This is a genomic window from Phreatobacter sp. (genome assembly GCF_016793595.1).
Taxonomy (GTDB): Bacteria; Pseudomonadota; Alphaproteobacteria; order Rhizobiales; family Phreatobacteraceae; genus Phreatobacter.
In genome coordinates, this window is the sequence record NZ_JAEULY010000023.1 from 19,493 (window position 1) to 39,362 (window position 19,870).

Consider the following 19,870-nt stretch of genomic DNA (forward strand, 5'->3'; position numbering starts at 1 on the left):
CCTCAGACTTTCAGGGCACGAATGGCGAATTGGGTCAGGCGGCGGGTCTGCTCGTCGAGATCGAACAGCGTCGCGCACTGTTCGATCAGCGAGGGGTGGAAAACGGTGACGTGGCATTGCTTGAACGACCAGGCGGCCTCGACCGGGTCGCGCACGACGAACTCGCCGGCTGCCATGCCGTCCTGGATAACCTCGGCGAACAGCACCACCAGTGTTTCCAGATGGGCCTTGATGACGTGCCAGTTCTCCTTGATGGCCGCTTCGACCATGTCGTGCAGACGCTTCTCGTCGAACATCTGCGACTTGTTGAACTGGTGGATGGCCATGGTCATCCGCGCGAGACGCTCGGAGGCCGGCGTCCGCTTCTCCGCGACGATCTCGCGCAACGCCTCATGGCAATTGTCGAGAAGGCGGCTGGCGATCTCCTCGCAGATCGACGATTTCGACGGGAAGAACCGATAGACATTGGCGGGACTCATGCCGAGCGTCCCGGCAATGTCCGCGACCGCCGTCTTGCCATAGCCAACCCTGCGGAAGTGCTCCTCGGCGGTGTCGAGGATGCGCTCGCGGGTCTCGTCTGCGGTGAGGCGGGTCTTGAGGGTCATGGCCGTCGATCGGTGAAGCCTGAAAATTGATGACTGATAATTTTGGAAATTTATCACTTATCAGAAAAACGTCAAGCCCGACCTTCCCCAGGAGCAACCGGATGCGTTAACGAATCCGTGTGGGAATGCCCGGGCGATAGTCAAAATCTAAACAACGGATTGAATTAAAAAGAGAATTTTGATTTGACACAAAACGACCCGCCCGGCGGACCGGACGGGCCTATGGGGCAACGGCGGAAGTGCCGAAAGGTCCCCGCTTCCGTGATAGTTGGCGCTTGGAGCCTTACGACAGCCAGTTCCGGCTATTGTACCAGCTGTCGATCTCAGCCCTTGCCTTGTCCTTGGCGTAGCCGTAGCGCTCCTGGAGCTTGCCCTCGAGCTGGTCGCGGCGGCCGGCGATGACGTCGAGATCGTCGTCCGTCAGCTTGCCCCACTGTTCCCTGACGTTGCCCTTGAGCTGCTTCCAGTTACCCTCGACGCGGTCCCAGTTCATCGGAAATCCTCCTTCGGATTGACTGCCCGGATAACCGGACAGCTCCGACGGAGGTTCCGAGAAAGCGGAGAGAATGCGTTTTTCTCTAACGGGTTACCGCTTTTCGCCGCGCAGCCGTCCCACAATACCGGTGGGGAAGAAATAGACGGAGAGCACGAACAGCACGCCGAGCAGCAGGAGCCAGCGATCCGGGTGCAGAAGCTTCGGCAGCAGCGGAATGCCCTCGGTCGCGGCGGAGGCCGTGCCCATCAGCTTCTGCAGATAGTTCTGCGCCACGATGAACAATGTCGCGCCGACCACCGCCCCGTACATCGTGCCCATGCCGCCAATCACGACCATGAGCAGGATGTCCAGCATGATGGCGAAGGACAGCGTCGTGTCAGGGCCGGTATAGCGCAGCCAGATGGCGCTCATCGCGCCCGCCAGCACCGCCATGGCGGCGGCGAGGCAGTTGGCGACGGTGCGGTAATAAACGACGCGGTAGCCGAGGGCCTCGGCGCGCATGTCGTTCTCGCGGATCGCCTGCAAGACGCGCCCAAACGGCGAGTTCACCACCCGCAGCGCCAGCAGGAACAGGACGACCGCCGAGACGAAGACGAGGTAGTAGGCCAGGATGCGCCCGTTGATCGTCACGCCGAAGACCGGCGTCTCGAACAGCCGGAAGCCCGGCCGCAGCACCGGCGGCACCGAGAAGGAACGGCCATCCTCGCCACCGGTATATTCGGAGAACTGCGTGGCAAGGATCAGGAAGGCCGATGCCACGGCCAGCGTGATCATCGCGTAGAAGATCGCCCGCACGCGCAGCGACAGAAGCCCGATCAGGAAGGCGAGCACGACCGCCACGAGCAGCGCGATGAGGATGCCGAGCGCCATGACGCCCCAGGTCGCGCCGAAAGCGTAGAGCCCGAGGCCGACGCCATAGCCTCCGATGCCGAAGAACATGGTGTGGGCGAAGGAGACGATGCCGGTATAGCCGAGCAGCAGGTCGTAGCTCGCCACCAGCACGATGAAGATGCAGATCTTGGCGGCCGTGTTGATCGCCGCCGCCCCCGAGAACAGGAACGGCGCGAAGGCAAGCCCGACCAGGATGGCCACCAGCACGCCCGAGAGGATGCGGCTCTTGGGATAGTCGCCGGAAAGGAGGCTGTTCAGCATTGTCGTGCCCTCACCGCTTGGCGACGGGATAGAGGCCCTGCGGCCGCCACATCAGGATCGCGACCATCAGCAAGATGTTGGAGGCGAGCGCGATCTTCGGCGCGAGGAAGGCGGTGTAGTTCGCCATCATCGCCACGAGGATGGCGCCGAGGAAGCAGCCGCCGACCGAGCCGAGGCCCCCGATGATGATGACGATGAAGACGAGCACCATGATGTCTCCGCCGATCGCCGCCGTCAGCGTCTCGCGGTAGAGCGCCCACATCACGCCGCCGAGCCCCGCCAGCGCGGAGCCTGCGACGAAGACGCCGACGAACAGCCGGCGGATGCGATAGCCGAGCGCCTCGACCATCTCGGAATTCTCCACGCCGGCGCGGATCAGCAGGCCGATCTTGGTGCGGTTCAGTACCAGCATCATCGCGGCGAAGACGACGAGGCCGACGACCACCGCGAGAATGCGGAACTTCTCGATGGCGAAATCACCGAGCACCACCGCGCCGCGCAGCGCGGTCGGCAGCGCCATGGCCTTCTGGTCGCCGCCCCAGATGACGTGGATGAGCTGCTCGGCGACGATCAGGCCGCCCATGGTGATCAGGATCTGCTTGAGATGCTGGCCATAGACCGGCTTGACGATGACCCGCTCGAAGGCCCAGCCGATCAGGCCCGTGCCGGCCATCGCGACCACGACCGCAAGGCCGAGCGCCATCAGGTTCCAGGCGAGCGAATCCACCTGCACCCAGCCGGACAAAAGCCCCAGCACCGACAGCGCGATATAGGCGCCGACCGCGATGAAGGCGCCGTGGCCGAAATTGAGCACGTCCATCAGGCCGAAGACCAGCGTGAGACCCGAGGCGATGACGAAGATCATCATGCCCATGGCGAGCGCGGCGACAGTCAGCGTCACCCAGGTCACGGGATTGCCGATGAAGGGCAGCGCCGCCGCCGCCAGCACGATCGGCAGCAGGATGGGCAGATAGTCCGACTTCACCGAAGGAAGCGTCTCGGCTGGTGTCGAGGTCGTTGCCATGGTCATCGCGTCGCCCTCACTGATGCGCGTCGAGCGACAGGCCGAGCAGGCGCTGCTGCAGGGTCTCGTCGCGGGCAAGATCGGCCATCGCGCCGCGATGGACGATGCGGCCGTCATCCATGACAGCGACATGGTCGCCGAGGCTCGCGGCGAAACGGAAGTTCTGTTCGACCAGCAGGATCGTCGTTTCGCGCTTCAGCTCCGCGAAGGCCGAGATCATCGCCTCGATGATGGCCGGGGCGATGCCCTTGGTCGGCTCGTCGATGAGGATCAGCCGGCGCGGCTCGGCAATGGCGCGGGCGATGGCCAGCATCTGCTTCTGCCCGCCGGAAAGGACGCCCGCAGGCAATTGCCAGAACTTCTTGAGCGCCGGGAACAGCCCGAAGATCCAGTCGAGCCGCGCGGCATCGACCGGGCCAGAGCGCGCCGCCAGCGTCATGTTCTCGGCAACCGTCAGGTCGGCGAAGACCGCCATGGTTTCGGGCACGTAGGCGATGCCGCCTTGCGCGATGTCCGGGGTCGGTAGTCCGCCGATGGACCGCCCGTCGAAGGTGATCGTGCCTTTCGACGGCTGCCACAGCCCCATGATGGTGCGCAGCGTCGTGGTCTTGCCCGCGCCGTTGCGGCCGAGCAGAACGGTCATGCCGTCCTTCGGCAAAGCGAGATCGACGCCCTGAAGGATATGATACTGGCCGATATGGGTATGGACGCCCTGAAGGTCGAGCAGCGGCTCAGACATTTGCGGCCTCCGCCTTGGGCGCCTGTCCCAGATAGGCCTCCTGCACCACCGGCGAGGCGATCACCGCCGCCGGCTCGCCGTCCGCGACGAGGCGGCCGTTGTGCAGCACCACGATGCGGTCGGCGAGCGAGCGCACCACGTCCATCTTGTGCTCGACGAGGAGGATCGTCTTGGTCCCCTCGTCCTTCAGCTTCTGGATCAGGTCGAGAATGACGGGTACCTCGTCCACCGACATGCCCGCGGTCGGCTCGTCGAACATGAAGACCTCGGGCTCCAGCGCCATCATGATCGCGACTTCCAGCTTGCGCTTGTCGCCATGCGGCAGGGCGGCGGCGACCGTGTCGCGCACGCCGGCAAGGTTCACCTGTTCGAGATAGTGGTCGGCCTTGTCGATCCAGTCGCGATGGCGCGACCAGAGCGAGAACAGGCTCGCTGCCGCCTTGCCGCGCGCCTGAACCGCGAGGCGGACATTCTCGGCCACGGTAAGGTTCGGGAAGAGGTTGGTGATCTGGAAGGCGCGGCCGATACCGCGCTGCGCACGGCCCGCTGCGCCGAGCGCCGAAATGTCCTCGCCACCCAGCAGCGTCTTGCCGGCGGTCGCGGTCAGCTGGCCCGACATCAGGTTGAAATAGGTGGTCTTGCCCGCGCCGTTCGGCCCGACAATGGCTGTCAGCGTGCCGGCATGGAAGGCGCAGGAGACGCTGTCCACGGCGACGTGGCCGCCGAACCGGATCGTCAGGTCTCGCGTTTCGAGGACGGGTGGCATGGTGACGGGTCTCGCGAGGCATCGCGTCATGGCCGAGCTTGGCCCGGCCATCCACGACTTGGAACACGCCTTGAAAGGAAAGTCGTGGATGCCCGGCACGAGGCCGGGCACGACGATCAGGTCTTTTCGTCAGTTCGTGCGCCGGTTGGTGATCGGCAGCGGCATTTCCGAAGCCGGAATGGTGCGCACGAGATCGAGCAGGTCGTTGTCACGGGCATTCGGGCGGATGCGGAAGTGATACATTTCCTGCAGCGCCTGATGGTCCTCGCGGCGGAAGGTCATCGCCCCCTTCGGCGTCTGGAAGGTCATGCCCTCCATGGCCGCGATCAGCTTCTCGGTATCCGTCGACCCCGCCTTTTCAAGGCCAGCCACCACGGCGGCGGCTGCCGCGAATCCGCCTGCCACGAAGAAGTCCGGCGGCGCGCCATGGCGCTTCTGGTACTCGGCCTTCAGCCAGTCGTTCATCGGGTTACGCGGGAAGTCGTAGTAGTAGTAGATGCCGCCTTCGGTGCCGGCGAAGGCCTTCCAGGCGTTCATCGCGGGCAGGATGTTGCCACCCGGCGCCAGCGCGATGTTGAACCGCTCCGGGCGCATGTCCACGAACTTCGCCATCGGATGCGCGCCGGCCCAGATGAAGCCGATGATGCGCTTGCCGGGACGATCGCGCAGCGCCGCGAACAGGCGCTCCGCGAAGGGCGCGAAGTCGGCCGTGTTGCCGGCAGCATATTCCTCCGCGACGATGCGGGCGCGCGGGCGGATCGCGGCGAGCGCTGCCTTGTAGGCGGCGACGCCGTCACGGCCGAAGGCGGTGTCGAGGCCCATCATGCCGATGGACACGTCCTCGTTCTCCGGCACGGAAGCGGCGGCGGCCAGCGCGTCCTGGTAGGACGAGCGGCCGGTGCGGAAGACGTAGCGGTTCCAGCGGGCGCCCGTGATCGAATCCGCCACCGCCGGCTCGACGATGAGGATCTTCTTGGCCTCTTCGGCCACCGGCAGCATGGCGAGCGCCACCGGCGAGCCTGTCGTGCCAACCGCGATGTCGGCGCGGTCGTCGTTGTAGCACTCCTCGAGCAGCGCCTTGCCGCGATCGGGGCGCAGCTGGTCGTCCTTGACGATGACCTGCAGGCGCATGTTGCCGACCTGGTTGGTGCCGCGCGTCAGGAATTCGAGGCCCATCATGAAGCCGACCTCGGTCTGCTTCGCATAGGCCTCCAGCGCACCGGTGCGGCCGGCGATGAGGCAGATCTTCACGTCACGGGTCTGCGCGGCGGCGGGAACGGCAAACGCCGTCACGGCCAGTGCGAGCGAGGCCGAAGCCAGCGCCAGCGTCTTCCTCAGCATGGGATCCTCCCTGATCCTGAAAATGCAAAACTGACACTTGAGTCATGTTTCATGTGACGCTAGCCTCGTCCCCGAAACGCGTCAAGCGGGAAGGCGGTTCTGAGCCCATCGGGCGAAGGGCCGATGACGGAAACGCCATGGCTCACATCGATCCGGCAGCCCCCCTGCCGGTGCCGAAGACCAAACGCGGGGAGCGTACCCGCCAGAAGATTCTCGACGCTGCCGAGCGCGAGATCGGCGTGCGCGGCTTCTCCGATGCCTCCATCGCCACGATCACGGCGGAAGCCGAGGTCGCACAAGGCACATTCTATCTCTATTTCCGCTCCAAGGAGGACGTTCTGCGCGAACTGGTCCTGCTGATGGGCCGCAGGCTTCGCCATCACCTGACGCGCGCCATCGCGGGCGCGCCGGACCGCCTTTCCGCCGAGCGGAAGGGTATTCACGCCTTCCTGCAGTTCATCCGGGATAATCCCAATCTCTACCGGGTGGTCGCCGAGTCGCAGTTCGTCGACCCGGCAGTACATCGCGCCTACTACGAGGAATTCGCCGATGGCTACCGGGGCGGCCTGGAGGAGGCCGCGCGGCGCGGCGAAATCTCTCCCGGCGACGCCGAGGTTCGCGCCTGGGCCCTGATGGGCGTCACCGACATGATCGGCCGGCGCTACTCGCTCTATGACGAGAGCGTGCCGCTCGAAGCGGTCGCGGAGGCAGCCTTCGATTTCGTGGCAAACGGCATCGGGCCCAAAAGCCATGTCTGAGAAAGCCATGACTGACAGCCACGTCTTGGTCGACGTGGTGGATGGTGTCGCGACGCTGACGCTCAATCGCCCGGCACGCCACAATGCGCTCGTTCCGGATCTGATGGACGCCCTCAACGCGGCCCTCGACGGCCTCTCCTCGACGCCGCCCGCCGTTCTGGTGCTGCGCGGCGCGGGTCGCTCCTTCTCGACCGGCGGTGATATCGTGGCCTTCGCCGGCTTGCCGCGCGGCGAGCGGCGGACCTATGCAGCCCGCCTCGTCGGCGCGTTGAACGAGGCGATCCTGAAGCTGCTCGCCCTGCCCTGCCCGGTGATCGCGGCGGTGCACGGCCCAGTCACCGGCGGCTCCTGCGGCTTCGTTTTCGCCAGCGACCTCGTCGTCATGGGACCACGCGCCTTCCTTCAGTCCTACTATGTCGATGTCGGCTTCTCCCCGGACGGCGGCTGGACGGCGTTGCTCCCCGAGCGGATCGGCCCCGCGCGCGCCGGCGCGATCCAGATGCTCAACCGCCGCATCGGCGCGGATGAGGCGCTGGCGCTCGGCATCGCGCAGGCGGCCCCGGCCGCGAACGAGTTCGAGGCGGTCATTGCCGGGTGGCTCGGCACGCTGCGATCAAAGGTTGCCCCGAGCCTCGCCGCGACGCGTTCGCTGCTCATGCCGCCGGAGCGCCTGCGCGCCATCGCCGACGGCCTCGAGCGCGAGCGCAGCCGCTTCCTCGACCTGATCGAAACTGACGAGACCGAGGCCGGCATGGCGCGCTTCCTCGCGAGGGCCGCATGAGATCGATTCCCGATATCTGCCGCCGCCGTGCGGAACTCTCGCCCGATGCCGTCGCATTCGAGGAAATCGCGACCGGCCGCTCCCTCACCTTCGCAGAGATCGAGGCCAATGCCTCCCGTGGCGCGGCCCTGCTCCTGTCGAGAGGGCTTGCCGAGGGCGACCGCGTCGCCGTGCTCTGCCACAACGGCGCGACCTTCTTCGAGCTGCTCTTCGCCTGCGCCAAGGCCAGACTGATCCTCGTGCCGCTCAACTGGCGGCAGACGCCCGCCGAACTCGCGCCGATCCTCGCCGATTGCGCCGCGAAGCTGCTGCTCGCGGATGAGGCCAATGCCACGCTCGCCGGCTCCCTGCCCGGTGTGCCGGTCTTGTCCTTCGCGGACTACGAGACCGAGCGCGCGGGGGCTTCCCGCCTCTCCGGCCCTGCCGAGCCTTGGGAGACCGACAGGGTCTGGTATCTGCTCTACACGTCCGGCACGACCGGCAAGCCCAAGGCGGTGATCCAGACGCCGGGCATGGCGCTCGCCAACTACGTCAATATCCAGCAGGCGACCGGGCTCGGCGCCGGCGACGACACGTTGAACTTCCTGCCGCTGTTCCACACGGCCGGCATCAATCTGCACGCCCTGCCCGTGTTCATCGCCGGCGGCACCTCGCGGATCATCCCGAAATTCGAGGCCGACGTGGTGATCGACCTGATCGCGCGGGGGCGGCTGTCGCTGTTCTTCGGCGTGCCCGCCATCTATCAGGCGATCAGCCTGCATCCCGCCTTCGCCACCACCGATTTCTCCCGCGTGCGCCACTGGGGCTGCGGCGGCGCGCCGATGCCCGAGGCGATGCTGCGCGCCTTCCTCGATCGCGGCGTCACCGTCTGCAACGGCATGGGCATGACGGAGACCGGACCGACCGTCTTCCTCATGGACCCCGCCCATGCGGTCGAGAAGATCGGCTCGGTGGGCAAGCCGCAGGTGCTGGCCGAGGTCCGCCTCGTCGACCTCGACGGCAATGACGTTGCGCAGGGCGAGCGCGGCGAGTTGCTGTTTCGCGGCCCCGGCATCACGCCCGGCTACTTCAACAACCCCGAAGCCACCGGAAAGGCCTTCGCGCCCGGCGGCTGGCTGCGCTCCGGCGATGTCGGCCGGCAGGATGCGGACGGCTGCTATTTCATCGTCGACCGCATCAAGGACATGTTCATCTCGGGTGGCGAGAACGTCTATCCGGCCGAGGTGGAAATCGTCCTGCACGCCCATCCGGCGGTGCTGGAGGCCGCCGTACTCGGCGTCGCGGACGCGCAATGGGGCGAGGTCGGGCATGCCGTGATCCTGCTGCGGCCGGGTGCCGTGACAGGCGTCGAGGACATCCGAAAGCACGCGCGCGCCAATCTCGCCGGCTACAAGGTGCCGAAACATATCACGCTAGTGGAAGACTTCCCGCGCACGGCGGCAGGCAAGATCCAGAAGCACGTGTTGCGCGGCATCGTCGCGGAGGGCTCGCGATGATCGCTGCCGGCCCCCTGTTCTCCGAGACGCGGACGCTGACCCAGGCCGATTTCGACCTGTTCGCCAGGGTCAGCGGCGACGACAACCCGATCCACGTCGATGCCGATTTCTCCGCCCGCACGCGGTTCGGCCGCACCGTCTCGCACGGCATGCTCCTCTACACCGTCCTGTGGGGCCTGATGCGCCGGCACGTGCCCGGCGCGCGCCAGACGGCCCAGACGCTGATGTTCCCGGCGCCCGCCTTCGCGGGCGAGGCGCTGGTCTTTTCCGGCATCGTGGAAACCACGACCGCCGATGGCGCGCGGCTGGCCCTGCGCATCGTCCGAGAAAGCGACGGCGAGACCGTCTGCGAGGCCTCCGCCAACGTCACCACGGAGGGCGGCGATGAAGGTCGGTGACAGCGCCAGCCTGACCCGCCGCTACACGTTGGAGGACATCGCCGCCTTCACCTCGCTGGCCGGCGTCGCTCCGGCGACGATCCGCGACGTCCCCGAACCGCTGATCGGCGCGCTGTTTTCCTACCTGCTCGGCGTCGAACTGCCCGGCAGCGGCACGAACTACCTCAAGCAGGAACTGGCTTTCGCCGTTCCCGTGCCGCTCGACGCCGAGGTAACCGCCACGGTTACCATCACCCGCCTGCGGCCCGACAAGCATCTCTGCGACCTTGCGACGACCCTTGCCGACGCCGCCGGCCAGGTCCTCGCCACCGGCCGCGCGCTCGTGCTGGTAAAAGACGTCGATGCAGCGATCGAGGCCTGACGTGACCGGCGACGCGGCGCTGACCGACATCGGCGAGGGCCGTCCCGTCGTCTTCCTCCACGGCTGGTCGGTCGATCGCTCGTTCTTCGCCGGCCAGCACCGGCTCGTGGACGAGGGTTTCCGGGTGATCGCGCCCGATCAGGCCGGCCACCGCGACGGCGAGGTGGCGGGCGTCCTGTCCATCGCTGACCTGTCCACGGACCTCGCCGCTCTGCTGGCCGGCCTCGACCGGCCCGCACTCCTCGTCGGCTGGTCGATGGGTGCCACCGTCGCACTCGACCATCTGGCGCGGCGCGGTTCGACCGGCATCGCGGGGCTGGTCATGGTCGACATGACGCCGAAAGTGGCGAACGATGTCGGCTGGCGCCTGGGGCTCTCCGATGGCCAGTCGCTCGACGAGGCCGTCGCGGCCGCCGAACGGATGCGGGCGGGATGGGCCCGCTATGCCCCGAAGATCGCTGATGCCCTGTTCGCGGAAGGCCGCACGGCGGATGCAGGCCTTGTCGCGCATGCCCGGCAGGTGGTCGCCGCGCGCGACCCGGCCGTCATGGCGCATCTCTGGCGCTCGCTGGTCGAGGCCGATCATCGGGACACGATCCGCAAGCTCGATATTCCCGTTCTCGCGCTCGCGGGCGCGCGCAGCCGGCTCTACCGCCCGGAGGTCGCGGCATGGATCGCCGCTCAGGCGCCGCGCGGGGCGGCCGTGAGCATCGCCGATGCCGGCCACACCCCCCATGCCGAACAGCCAGAGGCCTTCAACGCCGCGCTCAGCGCCTTTGCAGCGCGCCTCTGAGGGAATGCTGGCGCAAGGTGCTGTCATGCCGCCTGTCCCCTTCCCGCCGGCCGCCAAACAATCCTAGTCTGCCGGCCCGACGTTCCGTGCCGGACAGGACATGCCGCGACCGCGCCCCTCCACAGCACTCGACCACATCAGGGTCCTCGACCTAACGCGCGTGCGCGCGGGCCCGACCTGCTGTCGCGTCCTCGCCGATTTCGGTGCCGACGTGATCAAGATCGATGCCCCCGTCGGCTTCGATTCGAACGCGGCGATCCTCGGCGACCGCCACGGCTCCGACATGCAGAACCTGCATCGCAACAAGCGATCGCTCACCCTCAACCTGAAGACCGACGAGGGCCGCAAGGTCTTCCTGAAACTGGTCGAGACCGCGGACGTGGTGGTCGAGAATTATCGCCCCGACGTGAAGGAGCGCCTCGGCATCGGCTACGAGGCGCTGCGGGCCGTCAATCCGCGCGTCATCCTCGCCTCGGTCTCCGGCTTCGGCCAGACCGGCCCCTACCGGACCCGCGCCGGCTTCGACCAGATCGCGCAGGGGATGGGCGGGCTGATGGGCGTCACCGGCTTCCCGGGCGAAGCGCCGCTGCGCGCCGGCATCGCGGTCGCGGATTCCGCCGCCGGCATCTATGCCGCCACCGGCATCCTCGTGGCGCTCGCCGAGCGCGCGAAGTCCGGCGAGGGCCAGTGGGTGCAGACCTCGCTGCTGCAAGCCCAGATCGCCATGTGCGACTTCCAGGCCGCCGCCTACACGGTCGATGGGCGCGTGCCGCCGCAGGCCGGCAACGACCATCCGCACGCCACCCCGATGGGCGTGCTGCCCTCGGCGGACGGCCACGTGAATGTCGGCGTCGGCGGCGAGGGCCAGTGGAAGGGCTTCTGCCGCGCCATCGAGCGCGAGGATCTGGTCGCCCATCCCGACTATGCCGACGCCAGGCTGCGGTTCCGCAACCGCCCGGCCCTGATGGCCCTGCTTGCCGATATCTTCCGCGCGCGCACCACCGCCGACTGGCTGGATCGGCTGGAGGCGGAGGGCGTGCCCGCCGGCCCGATCTACCGCATGGACGAGGTGTTCAGCGACCCGCAGGTCGAGCATCTCGGCATGGCCGTGCCGATCCGGCACTATGCGCGTGGCGACATCCGCCTGATCGCCCAGCCGCTCCAGATGTCGCGCACGCCGCCGGCCATCGAGACCGCCATTCCCGAGGCCGGCGAGCATACCGACGAAGTGCTCGCGGAGGCGGGATTCGACGCCGACGAGATCGCCCGGCTGCGTGACGCAAAGATCGTGTGAAAGGACAAGCCTTGAGCCAAGCCACCGTGCGCTATGAGGCGTCGAACGGCGTCGCGACACTGACCATCGACCAGCCCACGAAGATGAACGCCATGACCTTCGACATGTGGTCGAGCGTTCCCGGCCTCGTGAAACGGGCCGAGGACGACCGCACGGTGCGCGTCATCGTCGTCACCGGTGCGGGTGACAAGGCCTTCTGCGCGGGCGCCGACATCTCGCAGTTCGGCGAGAAGCGCACCGGCGAGGACGCCGTGCGCGCCTATGACCGCGCGGTCGCCGCCGGCATGGCGGCGATCCATGATGCCGCCAAGCCGACCGTCGCCGTCATTCGCGGTATCTGCTTCGGCGGCGGCTGCGCGCTGGCGCTGACCTGCGACCTGCGCTTCGCCACATCGGATTCGCGCTTCCGCGTGCCGGCGGCGCGGCTCGGCCTCGGCTATGGCTTTTCCAGCGTCAAGATGATGATCAAGAAGATCGGCATGGCGGCGGTGGCCGACATCCTCATCTCCGCGCGCATCCTCAACAGCGCCGACGGCGAGCGCTCCGGCGTCATCCATCGGGCCTGGCCGCGCGAGAGCTTCGAGGCGGAGGTGCGGGCCTATCTCGACACGGTGGCGGCCAATGCCCCCTTGACGCTCGCCGCCATCAAGCGCTCGCTGGTGGAGCTGTCGAAGCCGGAAGCGGAACAGGACGATGCCGCCGTGGATGCGCTGGTGGCGAAGTGCTTCGATTCCGCTGACTACAAGGAAGGCCAGAAGGCCTTCCTCGAGAAGCGCCTGCCGAACTTCAAGGGCGAGTGAGACGAGGGAGCCGGCCATGGAACTCGGGCTTGCAGGCAAGAAGGTGCTGGTCACCGGCGCGTCGAAGGGCATCGGCCTCGCCTGCGCCGAGGTCTTCTCGGCCGAGGGTGCCCACGTCATCATGGTCGCGCGCGACATCAAGCGGCTGGAGGCGGCGGCCACCGGTCTCAAGGCGCGCCATCAGGGGTCGATCGAGATCGCCGCGGCGGATCTGTCCCGCCAGGCTGACCGCGAAGCGCTCTGGGCCAATCACCGTGACGTCGACATTCTCGTCAACAATGCCGGCGCCATTCCCGGCGGCGGGTTGCTCGACCTCTCCATGGAGACCTGGGAACAGGCCTGGTCGCTCAAGGTGATGGGCTACATCCACCTGACCAAGCTGGCGCTGGCCTCGATGAAGGACCGCAACACCGGCGTCATCGTCAACATCATCGGCATGGCCGGGCGCACGCCGCGCTACAGCTATGTCTGCGGCGGAGCCGGCAATGCCGCGCTGATGGCCTTCACCGGCGCGGTCGGCGGCAAGTCGCAGGAATGGGGCGTGCGCGTCTTCGGTATCAATCCGGCGGCGACCCGCACCGACCGGATCATATCTCTGTCGAAACAGCAGGCCGAGGCCAAGTTCGGCGACCAGAGCCGCTGGGAAGAGATGCTGACCGGCCTGCCGCTGAACCGACTGATCGATCCGAAGGAAATCGCCAACGCGGCGGCCTTCCTCGCCTCCCCCGCTTGCGGCTACGTCTCCGGCGCGGTGCTGGACGTCGATGGCGGCGGCGCGTTCCGCGGCTGAATTGCGTAATTCTTGGAGAGCATCATGAGCGCGCCGCGCTTCACCACGCGTCCCGAGATCGACGGGACTTTCGGCGTCGTCACCACCACGCACTGGATCGCCTCGGCCGTCGCCATGGGCATTCTCGAGCGCGGTGGCAATGCCTTCGACGCCGGCTGTGCCGCCGCCTTCACGTTGCAGATCGTCGAGCCGCACCTGAACGGCCCCGGCGGCGACGTGCCGGTCATCCTCTACGATGCGAAGAAGGAAGCCGTGGAGGTCATCTGCGGACAGGGCCCTGCCCCGGCCGGCGCGACCATCGAGCACTACCGCTCGCTCGGTCTCGACCTCGTGCCCGGCACCGGCCTGCTCGCCACCTGCATTCCCGGCGCCTTCGACACCTGGATGCTGATGCTGCGCGACTACGGCACCATGCGCCCGCGCGACGTGCTGGAAGCCGCCATCTCCTATGCCCGCCACGGCTATCCGCTGGTCGAGCGCATCCCCGCCACCATCCGCACGGTGGAGGCCCTGTTCCGCGACCACTGGCCTACCTCGGCGGCCGTCTATCTGCCGGGCGGCGCGGTGCCGAAACCGGGCGACCTGTTCACCAACGTCAAGCTCGCGGAAACCTACGAGCGCGTCCTCCGGGAATGCGAAGGCGGCACGCGCGAGGACGAGATCGCCCGCGCCCGCTACGTCTGGAGTCAGGGCTTCGTCGCCGAGGCCATCGACCGCTTCTGCCGCACTGAAGCTGTTTACGACGTCACCGGTCAGCACAATCGCGGCGTGCTCACCGGACAGGACATGGCGAACTGGAAGGCCAGCGTCGAGGCTCCGATCCACTACGATTACGGCCGCTACCGGGTGTTCAAGCCGACGACCTGGAGCCAGGGCCTTGTCTGCCTCCAGCAGCTCGCATTGCTCAAGGGCATGGGCCTCGACGGCATGGACGTGGCGGGACCGGACTTCGTCCACCTCGTCACGGAAGCGGCCAAGCTCGCCTTCGCCGACCGCGAGGCCTTCTACGGCGACCCGGATTTCGTCGGCGTGCCGATCGAAACGCTGCTGTCCGACGCCTACAACGACGAACGGCGCAGGCTGATCACTGACCGCGCCTCGCTGGATCTGCGCCCGGGCACCATCGCGGGAGCCGGCGGCAAGGTTGATGCGCGCGTCTCGTCCGGCAAACGCGTCGCGGTCGGCGCGACCGGTGCCGGCGAACCCACGGTTGGCGAGATCGAAACGCACGAGAGCGGCGGCACGCGCGGCGACACCGTCCATTTCGACATTATCGACCGCTGGGGCAACATGGTCTCGTCGACGCCCTCCGGCGGCTGGCTGCAATCATCCCCGATCATCCCGGCCCTCGGCTTCTGCCTCGGCTCGCGCGCCCAGATGTTCTGGCTGGACGAGAGCCATCCGGCAACCCTCAAGCCCGGCAAGCGCCCGCGCTCGACGCTGACCCCGACCATCGCCTATCGCGACGGCGCGCCCTACATGGCCTGGGGTTCGCCCGGCGGCGACCAGCAGGACCAGTGGATCCCTCAGATGTTCCTGCGCCACGTCCATGCCGGCATGAACCTTCAGGAAGCCATCGACGCTCCCGCCTGGCACACCGAGCATTTCCCCGGCTCGTTCTGGCCGCGCACCTCGCGCCCTGGCGTGATCGTCGTCGAGAGCCGCTTCCCGCAAGCGACCATCGACGAACTGCGCCGGCGCGGCCACGAGGTCGAGGTCGGCGGTGCATGGTCCGAGGGCCGCCTCACGGGCGCGCGCAAGGAGGGCTTGCGGCTGAAGGCCGCCGCCAATCCGCGCGGCATGCAGGGCTATGCGGTCGGGCGATGAACGCATGAGCATCGCATTGAACCTCGACGGCTATACGGACCTGCCGCCCGGAAAGATCGCAGCGGTTGTCACGCATCTGGAAATGCGCCAGCGGCCCGCCCCGCGCGCACCCTCGGAGCGCATCGCCCTGCGCAAGACCGAGCGACCCGACATCGGCTGGTATCGCGCGCTTTACCGGGCTATCGGCGAGGACTGGCTGTGGTTCTCCCGCCTCGAAATGACCGAAACCGAGCTGACCGCGATCCTCCACCGTCCCGGCAACGAGACCTATGTGGCGATGGCGGACGGCGCGGAGGCCGGCATCGTGGAACTCGACCGCCGCGATCCCGCCGATGTCGAGATTTCGTTCTTCGGGCTGAGGCCGGATGCCACCGGCAAGGGTCTGGGCGGGGCGATGATGGCGGCGGCGCTGGCGCTGGCATGGCAAGCCGCAACACGGCGCGTCTGGCTTCACACCTGCACGCTCGACCATCCGGCGGCACTGGCCTTCTACCGGCGGCAGGGCTTCACGCCCTTCGCACGTCAGGTCGAGGTCGTCGATGACCCACGCCTGTCGGGCATCCTGCCCCGGACGGCCGCGCCGCATATTCCGGTTATCGGCTGAACAGGTCCGGCACCGGCGCCCAGATCACGTCCTCGATGTGCCGGGCGCCGCTCGCCAGCATCACCAGCCGCTCGAAACCGAGCGCGATGCCGGACGTCGGCGGCATGTGCGCGAGCGCTGCCAGCAGGTCCTCGTCGATCGGATAGCTCTCGCCATAGATGCGCTGCTTCTCGGCCATCTCGATCGCGAAACGCCGCCGCTGCTCTTCCGGATCGGTCAGTTCCCCAAAGGCATTGGCGAGTTCGACGCCGCAGGCATAGAGCTCGAACCGCTCGGCGACCCGCGGATCGGACGCCTTGGCGCGCGCGAGTGCCGCCTCGCTGACCGGATATTCGCAAAGGATGGTCGCCCGGCCGAAGCCGAGATTGGGTTCGATCCGCTCGACCAGCACTTTCGAGAAGATGTCGGCCCAGGTGTCGTCGCCGGAGACGCGGATGCCCGCTTCTCTCGCTCGCGCGGCGAGGCCCTCGCCATCTGCCTCGCCCGATGGTGATATCGTCGCGAGCAGGTCGATCCCAGCGTGGCGTTCAAACGCCTCCGCAAGCGTCACCCGCTCGGGCGCCAGCCCCGGGTCCACGGAAGCCTCCCGCCAGACCAGCGCATGCCGACCGGCGGCTTCGCAGGCCAGCGCCAGCAGTTCGGCGCAGTCCGCCATCAGGCTCTCATAGGTCTCGCCGACGCGATACCATTCGACCATCGTGAATTCGGGGTGGTGCAGGGCCCCGCGCTCGCGGTTGCGGAACACGCGGGCGAAATCGACGATCCGCGTCTCGCCGGCGGCGATCAGCTTCTTCGCTGCGAATTCGGGCGAGGTGTGCAGGTAGAGCGGCGCGCGCCGGCCATCGATGGTCACCGCCTCGGTGGCGAAGGCGTGGAGATGCGCTTCGTTGCCCGGCGAAACCTGCAGGATGCCGGCCTCGACCTCCGTGAACCCCTGGTCCCCGAACCAGCCGCGCATCGCCGCCTTGATCCGTCCGCGCGCGGCGAGAAACGGGCGGCGGTCGGCATGGCGGCCGGCATCCCACCAGGGCGAGGCAGTCGTCTCGGTCATCGCTCGCTCCGTCTGCGCCGCAACCCATGACCTTTGGCGTCATTGCGGCGGTTGCGGCGCTCCTCATAGGGTATCGTGCAACAACACGAAACAGCAGCCGCTTCGATCATGTCCGACAGTCTCGCCGACCTCCACCCGCTCGACACCGCCACTCTTCTGACGCCCGGCCCGGACGGCACGCTGACCGGCCGCACCTCGCCGGCCTATGCCAACATGGTCGGTCCCTTCGGCGGCACGACGGCGGCGCTGCTGCTGCGCGCGGCGCTGGAGCACGACCGGCGCGTCGGCGAGCCGGTGGCGCTCACCGTCAATTTCTGCGCCGCCATTGCGGACGGCGAATTCGCCGTCATCGTTCGCGAAATCCGGTCCGGACGCTCGGTGCAGCATCTCTATGTCGAACTGAGGCAGGGCGAGACCATCGCGGCCAACGCCACCGTCGTCTGCGCGGTGCGATCGCCGACCTGGGCGCATCAATCCGCCGTCATGCCGGCCGTCCCGCCCGCCGACGCCTTGCCGATCCTCACCGGCAAGCCGCCCCTCGCCTGGCTGTCGCGCTACGATTTCCGCTACACCGAGAGACCGCCCTTCATTCCCGGCGCGGCCCATGCCGAACCGCAATCCGCGCGCTCGGTGCTCTGGGTCGCCGACAACCCGCCCCGCCCGCTCGACTATCTGTCGCTCGCCGCCATCTGCGACGTGTTCATCGTGCGCATCTTTCAGGTGCGCGGCACGCGGACGCCGGCCGGCACCGTGTCGATCACCTCCTATTTCCACGCGATCTCGGAGGAGCTGGCAGCGCAGGGCACGCGCCCGGTTCTGGCCAAGGCCGATTCCATGCGCTTCGGCGGCCAGTTCTTCGACCAGCAGGGCGAGATCTGGTCGGACTCAGGCAAGCTGCTGGCCTCGACAACGCAGGTCGTCTGGTTCCGCGACTGACCCGCCGATTTTCGGGCAGGGGTGGCGCTGATCGGCCAATTCGTCTATGCGACGGCCCGATAGATCATGCGGGCCGCAGCCTGCAAATCCCAAAGCCCGCAAATCCCAAGGACCACTTCCGTGCCGAAGGTCATCGCCTCCTCCGTCCGCAAGGGCAACATCCTCGAAGTCGACGGCAGGCTCTACCTGATCGTCGCCGCCCAGAACATCCATCCCGGCAAGGGCACCCCGGTGACGCAGGTCGACATGCGCCGCCTGTCCGACGGCGTGAAAGTGTCCGAGCGCTGGCGCACCACCGAGATGGTCGAGCGCGCCTATGTCGAGGATCGTCCCTACACCTACCTCTACACGGACGGTGACGGGAACCACTTCATGAACAAGGAGACCTACGAGCAGATCTCCGTTCCCGACGACATCCTCGGCGACTACAAGCCCTATCTCCAGAACGAGATGGAAGTGAAACTGTCGGTCTACGAGGGCAATCCGGTCGGCATCGAGCTGCCGCAGCGCGTCACGCTGGAAGTGGTCGAGACCGAGCCGGTGACCAAGGGCCAGACGGCCTCCTCGTCCTACAAGCCGGCGATCCTCTCCAACGGCGTGCGCACCACCGTGCCGCCGCATATCGGCATCGGCACGCGCATCGTGGTGATGACCGAGGACGGCTCCTATTCCGAGCGCGCCAAGGACTGACAAGGGCACCACAAAACCCTCTCCCATGGGGAGAGGGTGGCTGCGGAGCAGCCGGGTGAGGGGATCGACCTCGACTGGTCCACGCAGGTTGGCTCTCAACGTGAGAGTTGGCTGCCTGCAACGCCAGAGAAGATGTCGGCAGTACGTCATCGGCGAGGGCCAACCCCTCACCCGGCGCCTGACGGCGCCACCCTCTCCCCGGGGGAGAGGGTTACTGGAACAATACCCTACTCCGCCGCCTGTCCGGCCGCGCGGTTCGCCGCGTCCTCCACCGCCTGCTCGGCGGCATCGAGGGTCTTCAGCGCGTCAGGGCGCGGCATCGAGATGATGTTGTAGCCGGAATCGACGTGATGGATCTCGCCGGTCACGCCACCGGAAAGATCCGACAGCAGGTAGAGCGCCGAGCCGCCGATATCATCCAGCGACACCGTCTTGCGCAGCGGCGCGTGGCGCTTCTGGAAGTTGAACATCAGGCGGGCATCGGAAATGCCCGCCCCCGCCAGCGTCCGGACCGGGCCGGGCGACAGCGCGTTCACGCGGATGCCGAGCGGCCCGTAATCGGCGGCGAGATAGCGCACCGAGGCCTCGAGGCCGGCCTTGGCGACGCCCATCACGTTGTAGTTCGGCATGACCCGCGTCGAGCCGCCATAGGTCAGCGTCAGCATGGAGCCGCCCGGCTGCATCAGCGCCGCGGCCCGCTTGGCCACTTCCGTGAACGAGAAGCAGGATATGACCATGGTGCGCGAGAAGTTCTCGCGCGTGGTGTCGGCATAGCGGCCCTTGAGCTCGTTCTTGTCGGAAAAGCCGATGGCATGGACGATGAAGTCGAGCCCGCCCCAGACCTCCGCCAGCTTCGCGAAGGTGGCATCGACGCTGGCGATGTCCTCCACGTCGCACGGGATGACGATCGGCGTGCCGAGGCTCTCCGCCAGCGGCCGGACGCGCTTGCCGAGCGCCTCGCCCTGATAGGTGAAGGCAAGCTCGGCGCCATGGGCGGCCAGCGTGCGGGCGATGCCCCAGGCGATGGAGTGGTCGTTCGCCACTCCCATGATCAGGCCGCGCCGGCCCTTCATCAGTGCGGTCACGCGCGACCTCCTCGATTCGCTGTCAGGCTCCGCTTCGCGTCCAACGACCCGAAGCTGGGGATGCGCAAACCGGTCTGTCCACA

Annotated in this window: 22 protein-coding genes; 13 read left to right on the plus strand and 9 right to left on the minus strand. The window is 67.4% G+C overall.

What is annotated here, in order from left to right:
- Positions 1-2: 2 nt before the first annotated feature.
- The 7 genes from JNK84_RS20570 to JNK84_RS20600 all read right to left on the minus strand — a co-directional run bounded on the left by JNK84_RS20570 (position 3) and on the right by JNK84_RS20600 (position 6,120).
- Positions 3-605, minus strand: coding sequence for a TetR/AcrR family transcriptional regulator (locus JNK84_RS20570; protein ID WP_293427667.1), 603 nt, complete (start codon positions 603-605; stop codon positions 3-5).
- Positions 606-888: 283 nt separating this feature from the next.
- On the minus strand, positions 889-1,098 hold the full coding sequence (locus JNK84_RS20575) for a CsbD family protein (RefSeq protein ID WP_293427670.1): 210 nt from the start codon (positions 1,096-1,098) through the stop codon (positions 889-891).
- A gap of 93 nt (positions 1,099-1,191) precedes the next feature.
- Positions 1,192-2,253, minus strand: a complete 1,062-nt coding sequence (locus JNK84_RS20580; protein ID WP_293427673.1) for a branched-chain amino acid ABC transporter permease — start codon at positions 2,251-2,253, stop codon at positions 1,192-1,194.
- 10 nt (positions 2,254-2,263) lie between these two features.
- A complete protein-coding gene (locus JNK84_RS20585) occupies positions 2,264-3,283 on the minus strand; it encodes a branched-chain amino acid ABC transporter permease (RefSeq protein ID WP_441343280.1) in 1,020 nt (339 codons plus the stop codon).
- Positions 3,284-3,293: 10 nt separating this feature from the next.
- A complete protein-coding gene (locus JNK84_RS20590; protein WP_293427676.1) occupies positions 3,294-4,016 on the minus strand; it encodes an ABC transporter ATP-binding protein in 723 nt (240 codons plus the stop codon).
- The gene (locus tag JNK84_RS20595; RefSeq protein ID WP_293427679.1) at positions 4,009-4,782 is read right to left on the minus strand and encodes an ABC transporter ATP-binding protein; all 774 of its coding nucleotides are present in this window, start codon (positions 4,780-4,782) and stop codon (positions 4,009-4,011) included. The genes JNK84_RS20590 and JNK84_RS20595 overlap by 8 nt, the downstream gene beginning before the upstream one ends.
- Positions 4,783-4,911: 129 nt before the next feature.
- Positions 4,912-6,120 (minus strand): substrate-binding domain-containing protein, encoded by a 1,209-nt coding sequence (locus JNK84_RS20600; protein ID WP_293427956.1) that lies wholly within the window; start codon positions 6,118-6,120, stop codon positions 4,912-4,914.
- A 140-nt stretch (positions 6,121-6,260) separates the two neighbouring features.
- Here JNK84_RS20600 and JNK84_RS20605 point away from each other — a divergent pair, with 140 nt between their 5' ends.
- From JNK84_RS20605 to JNK84_RS20655, 11 genes are all read left to right on the plus strand, one after another.
- Positions 6,261-6,881, plus strand: coding sequence for a TetR/AcrR family transcriptional regulator (locus JNK84_RS20605; protein ID WP_293427682.1), 621 nt, complete (start codon positions 6,261-6,263; stop codon positions 6,879-6,881).
- A gap of 7 nt (positions 6,882-6,888) precedes the next feature.
- Positions 6,889-7,662, plus strand: a complete 774-nt coding sequence (locus JNK84_RS20610; protein WP_293427684.1) for an enoyl-CoA hydratase/isomerase family protein — start codon at positions 6,889-6,891, stop codon at positions 7,660-7,662.
- Positions 7,659-9,158 carry an acyl-CoA synthetase gene (locus tag JNK84_RS20615; protein WP_293427687.1) on the plus strand — a complete coding sequence of 500 codons (1,500 nt, stop codon included), beginning with the start codon at positions 7,659-7,661 and terminating at the stop codon, positions 9,156-9,158. Before JNK84_RS20610 ends, JNK84_RS20615 begins: the two co-directional genes overlap by 4 nt.
- Positions 9,155-9,556: a MaoC/PaaZ C-terminal domain-containing protein gene (locus JNK84_RS20620; RefSeq protein WP_293427690.1), complete on the plus strand. Its 402-nt coding sequence runs from the start codon at positions 9,155-9,157 to the stop codon at positions 9,554-9,556. Before JNK84_RS20615 ends, JNK84_RS20620 begins: the two co-directional genes overlap by 4 nt.
- Complete coding sequence (locus JNK84_RS20625) at positions 9,543-9,917, plus strand: phosphate acetyltransferase (protein ID WP_293427693.1); 375 nt, start codon at positions 9,543-9,545, stop codon at positions 9,915-9,917. The genes JNK84_RS20620 and JNK84_RS20625 overlap by 14 nt, the downstream gene beginning before the upstream one ends.
- A gap of 1 nt (position 9,918) precedes the next feature.
- A complete protein-coding gene (locus JNK84_RS20630; protein WP_293427696.1) occupies positions 9,919-10,710 on the plus strand; it encodes an alpha/beta fold hydrolase in 792 nt (263 codons plus the stop codon).
- 100 nt (positions 10,711-10,810) lie between these two features.
- Positions 10,811-12,004: a CaiB/BaiF CoA transferase family protein gene (locus JNK84_RS20635; RefSeq protein WP_293427699.1), complete on the plus strand. Its 1,194-nt coding sequence runs from the start codon at positions 10,811-10,813 to the stop codon at positions 12,002-12,004.
- A gap of 11 nt (positions 12,005-12,015) precedes the next feature.
- The gene (locus JNK84_RS20640) at positions 12,016-12,804 is read left to right on the plus strand and encodes an enoyl-CoA hydratase (RefSeq protein WP_293427702.1); all 789 of its coding nucleotides are present in this window, start codon (positions 12,016-12,018) and stop codon (positions 12,802-12,804) included.
- A gap of 16 nt (positions 12,805-12,820) precedes the next feature.
- Complete coding sequence (locus tag JNK84_RS20645; RefSeq protein WP_293427705.1) at positions 12,821-13,594, plus strand: short-chain dehydrogenase/reductase; 774 nt, start codon at positions 12,821-12,823, stop codon at positions 13,592-13,594.
- 24 nt (positions 13,595-13,618) lie between these two features.
- Positions 13,619-15,421 carry a gamma-glutamyltransferase family protein gene (locus JNK84_RS20650; protein ID WP_293427708.1) on the plus strand — a complete coding sequence of 601 codons (1,803 nt, stop codon included), beginning with the start codon at positions 13,619-13,621 and terminating at the stop codon, positions 15,419-15,421.
- A gap of 4 nt (positions 15,422-15,425) precedes the next feature.
- Positions 15,426-16,025, plus strand: coding sequence for a GNAT family N-acetyltransferase (locus JNK84_RS20655; RefSeq protein WP_293427711.1), 600 nt, complete (start codon positions 15,426-15,428; stop codon positions 16,023-16,025).
- On the opposite strand, the gene epmA is transcribed toward JNK84_RS20655, so the two are convergent.
- Positions 16,015-17,076 (minus strand): EF-P lysine aminoacylase EpmA, encoded by a 1,062-nt coding sequence (epmA, locus tag JNK84_RS20660; RefSeq protein WP_293427714.1) that lies wholly within the window; start codon positions 17,074-17,076, stop codon positions 16,015-16,017. The two genes, JNK84_RS20655 and epmA, sit on opposite strands and share 11 nt — an antisense overlap.
- A gap of 108 nt (positions 17,077-17,184) precedes the next feature.
- Here epmA and JNK84_RS20665 point away from each other — a divergent pair, with 108 nt between their 5' ends.
- Together JNK84_RS20665 and efp are read left to right on the plus strand one after the other, a co-directional pair.
- Positions 17,185-18,012 (plus strand): acyl-CoA thioesterase, encoded by an 828-nt coding sequence (locus JNK84_RS20665; RefSeq protein ID WP_293427717.1) that lies wholly within the window; start codon positions 17,185-17,187, stop codon positions 18,010-18,012.
- 66 nt (positions 18,013-18,078) lie between these two features.
- The gene (gene efp / locus JNK84_RS20670; protein ID WP_293427720.1) at positions 18,079-18,702 is read left to right on the plus strand and encodes an elongation factor P; all 624 of its coding nucleotides are present in this window, start codon (positions 18,079-18,081) and stop codon (positions 18,700-18,702) included.
- A 227-nt stretch (positions 18,703-18,929) separates the two neighbouring features.
- Here the strand turns inward: efp and fabI are convergent, their stop codons facing one another.
- Positions 18,930-19,775, minus strand: a complete 846-nt coding sequence (gene fabI, locus JNK84_RS20675) for an enoyl-ACP reductase FabI (protein ID WP_441343283.1) — start codon at positions 19,773-19,775, stop codon at positions 18,930-18,932.
- Positions 19,776-19,870: the final 95 nt, after the last annotated feature.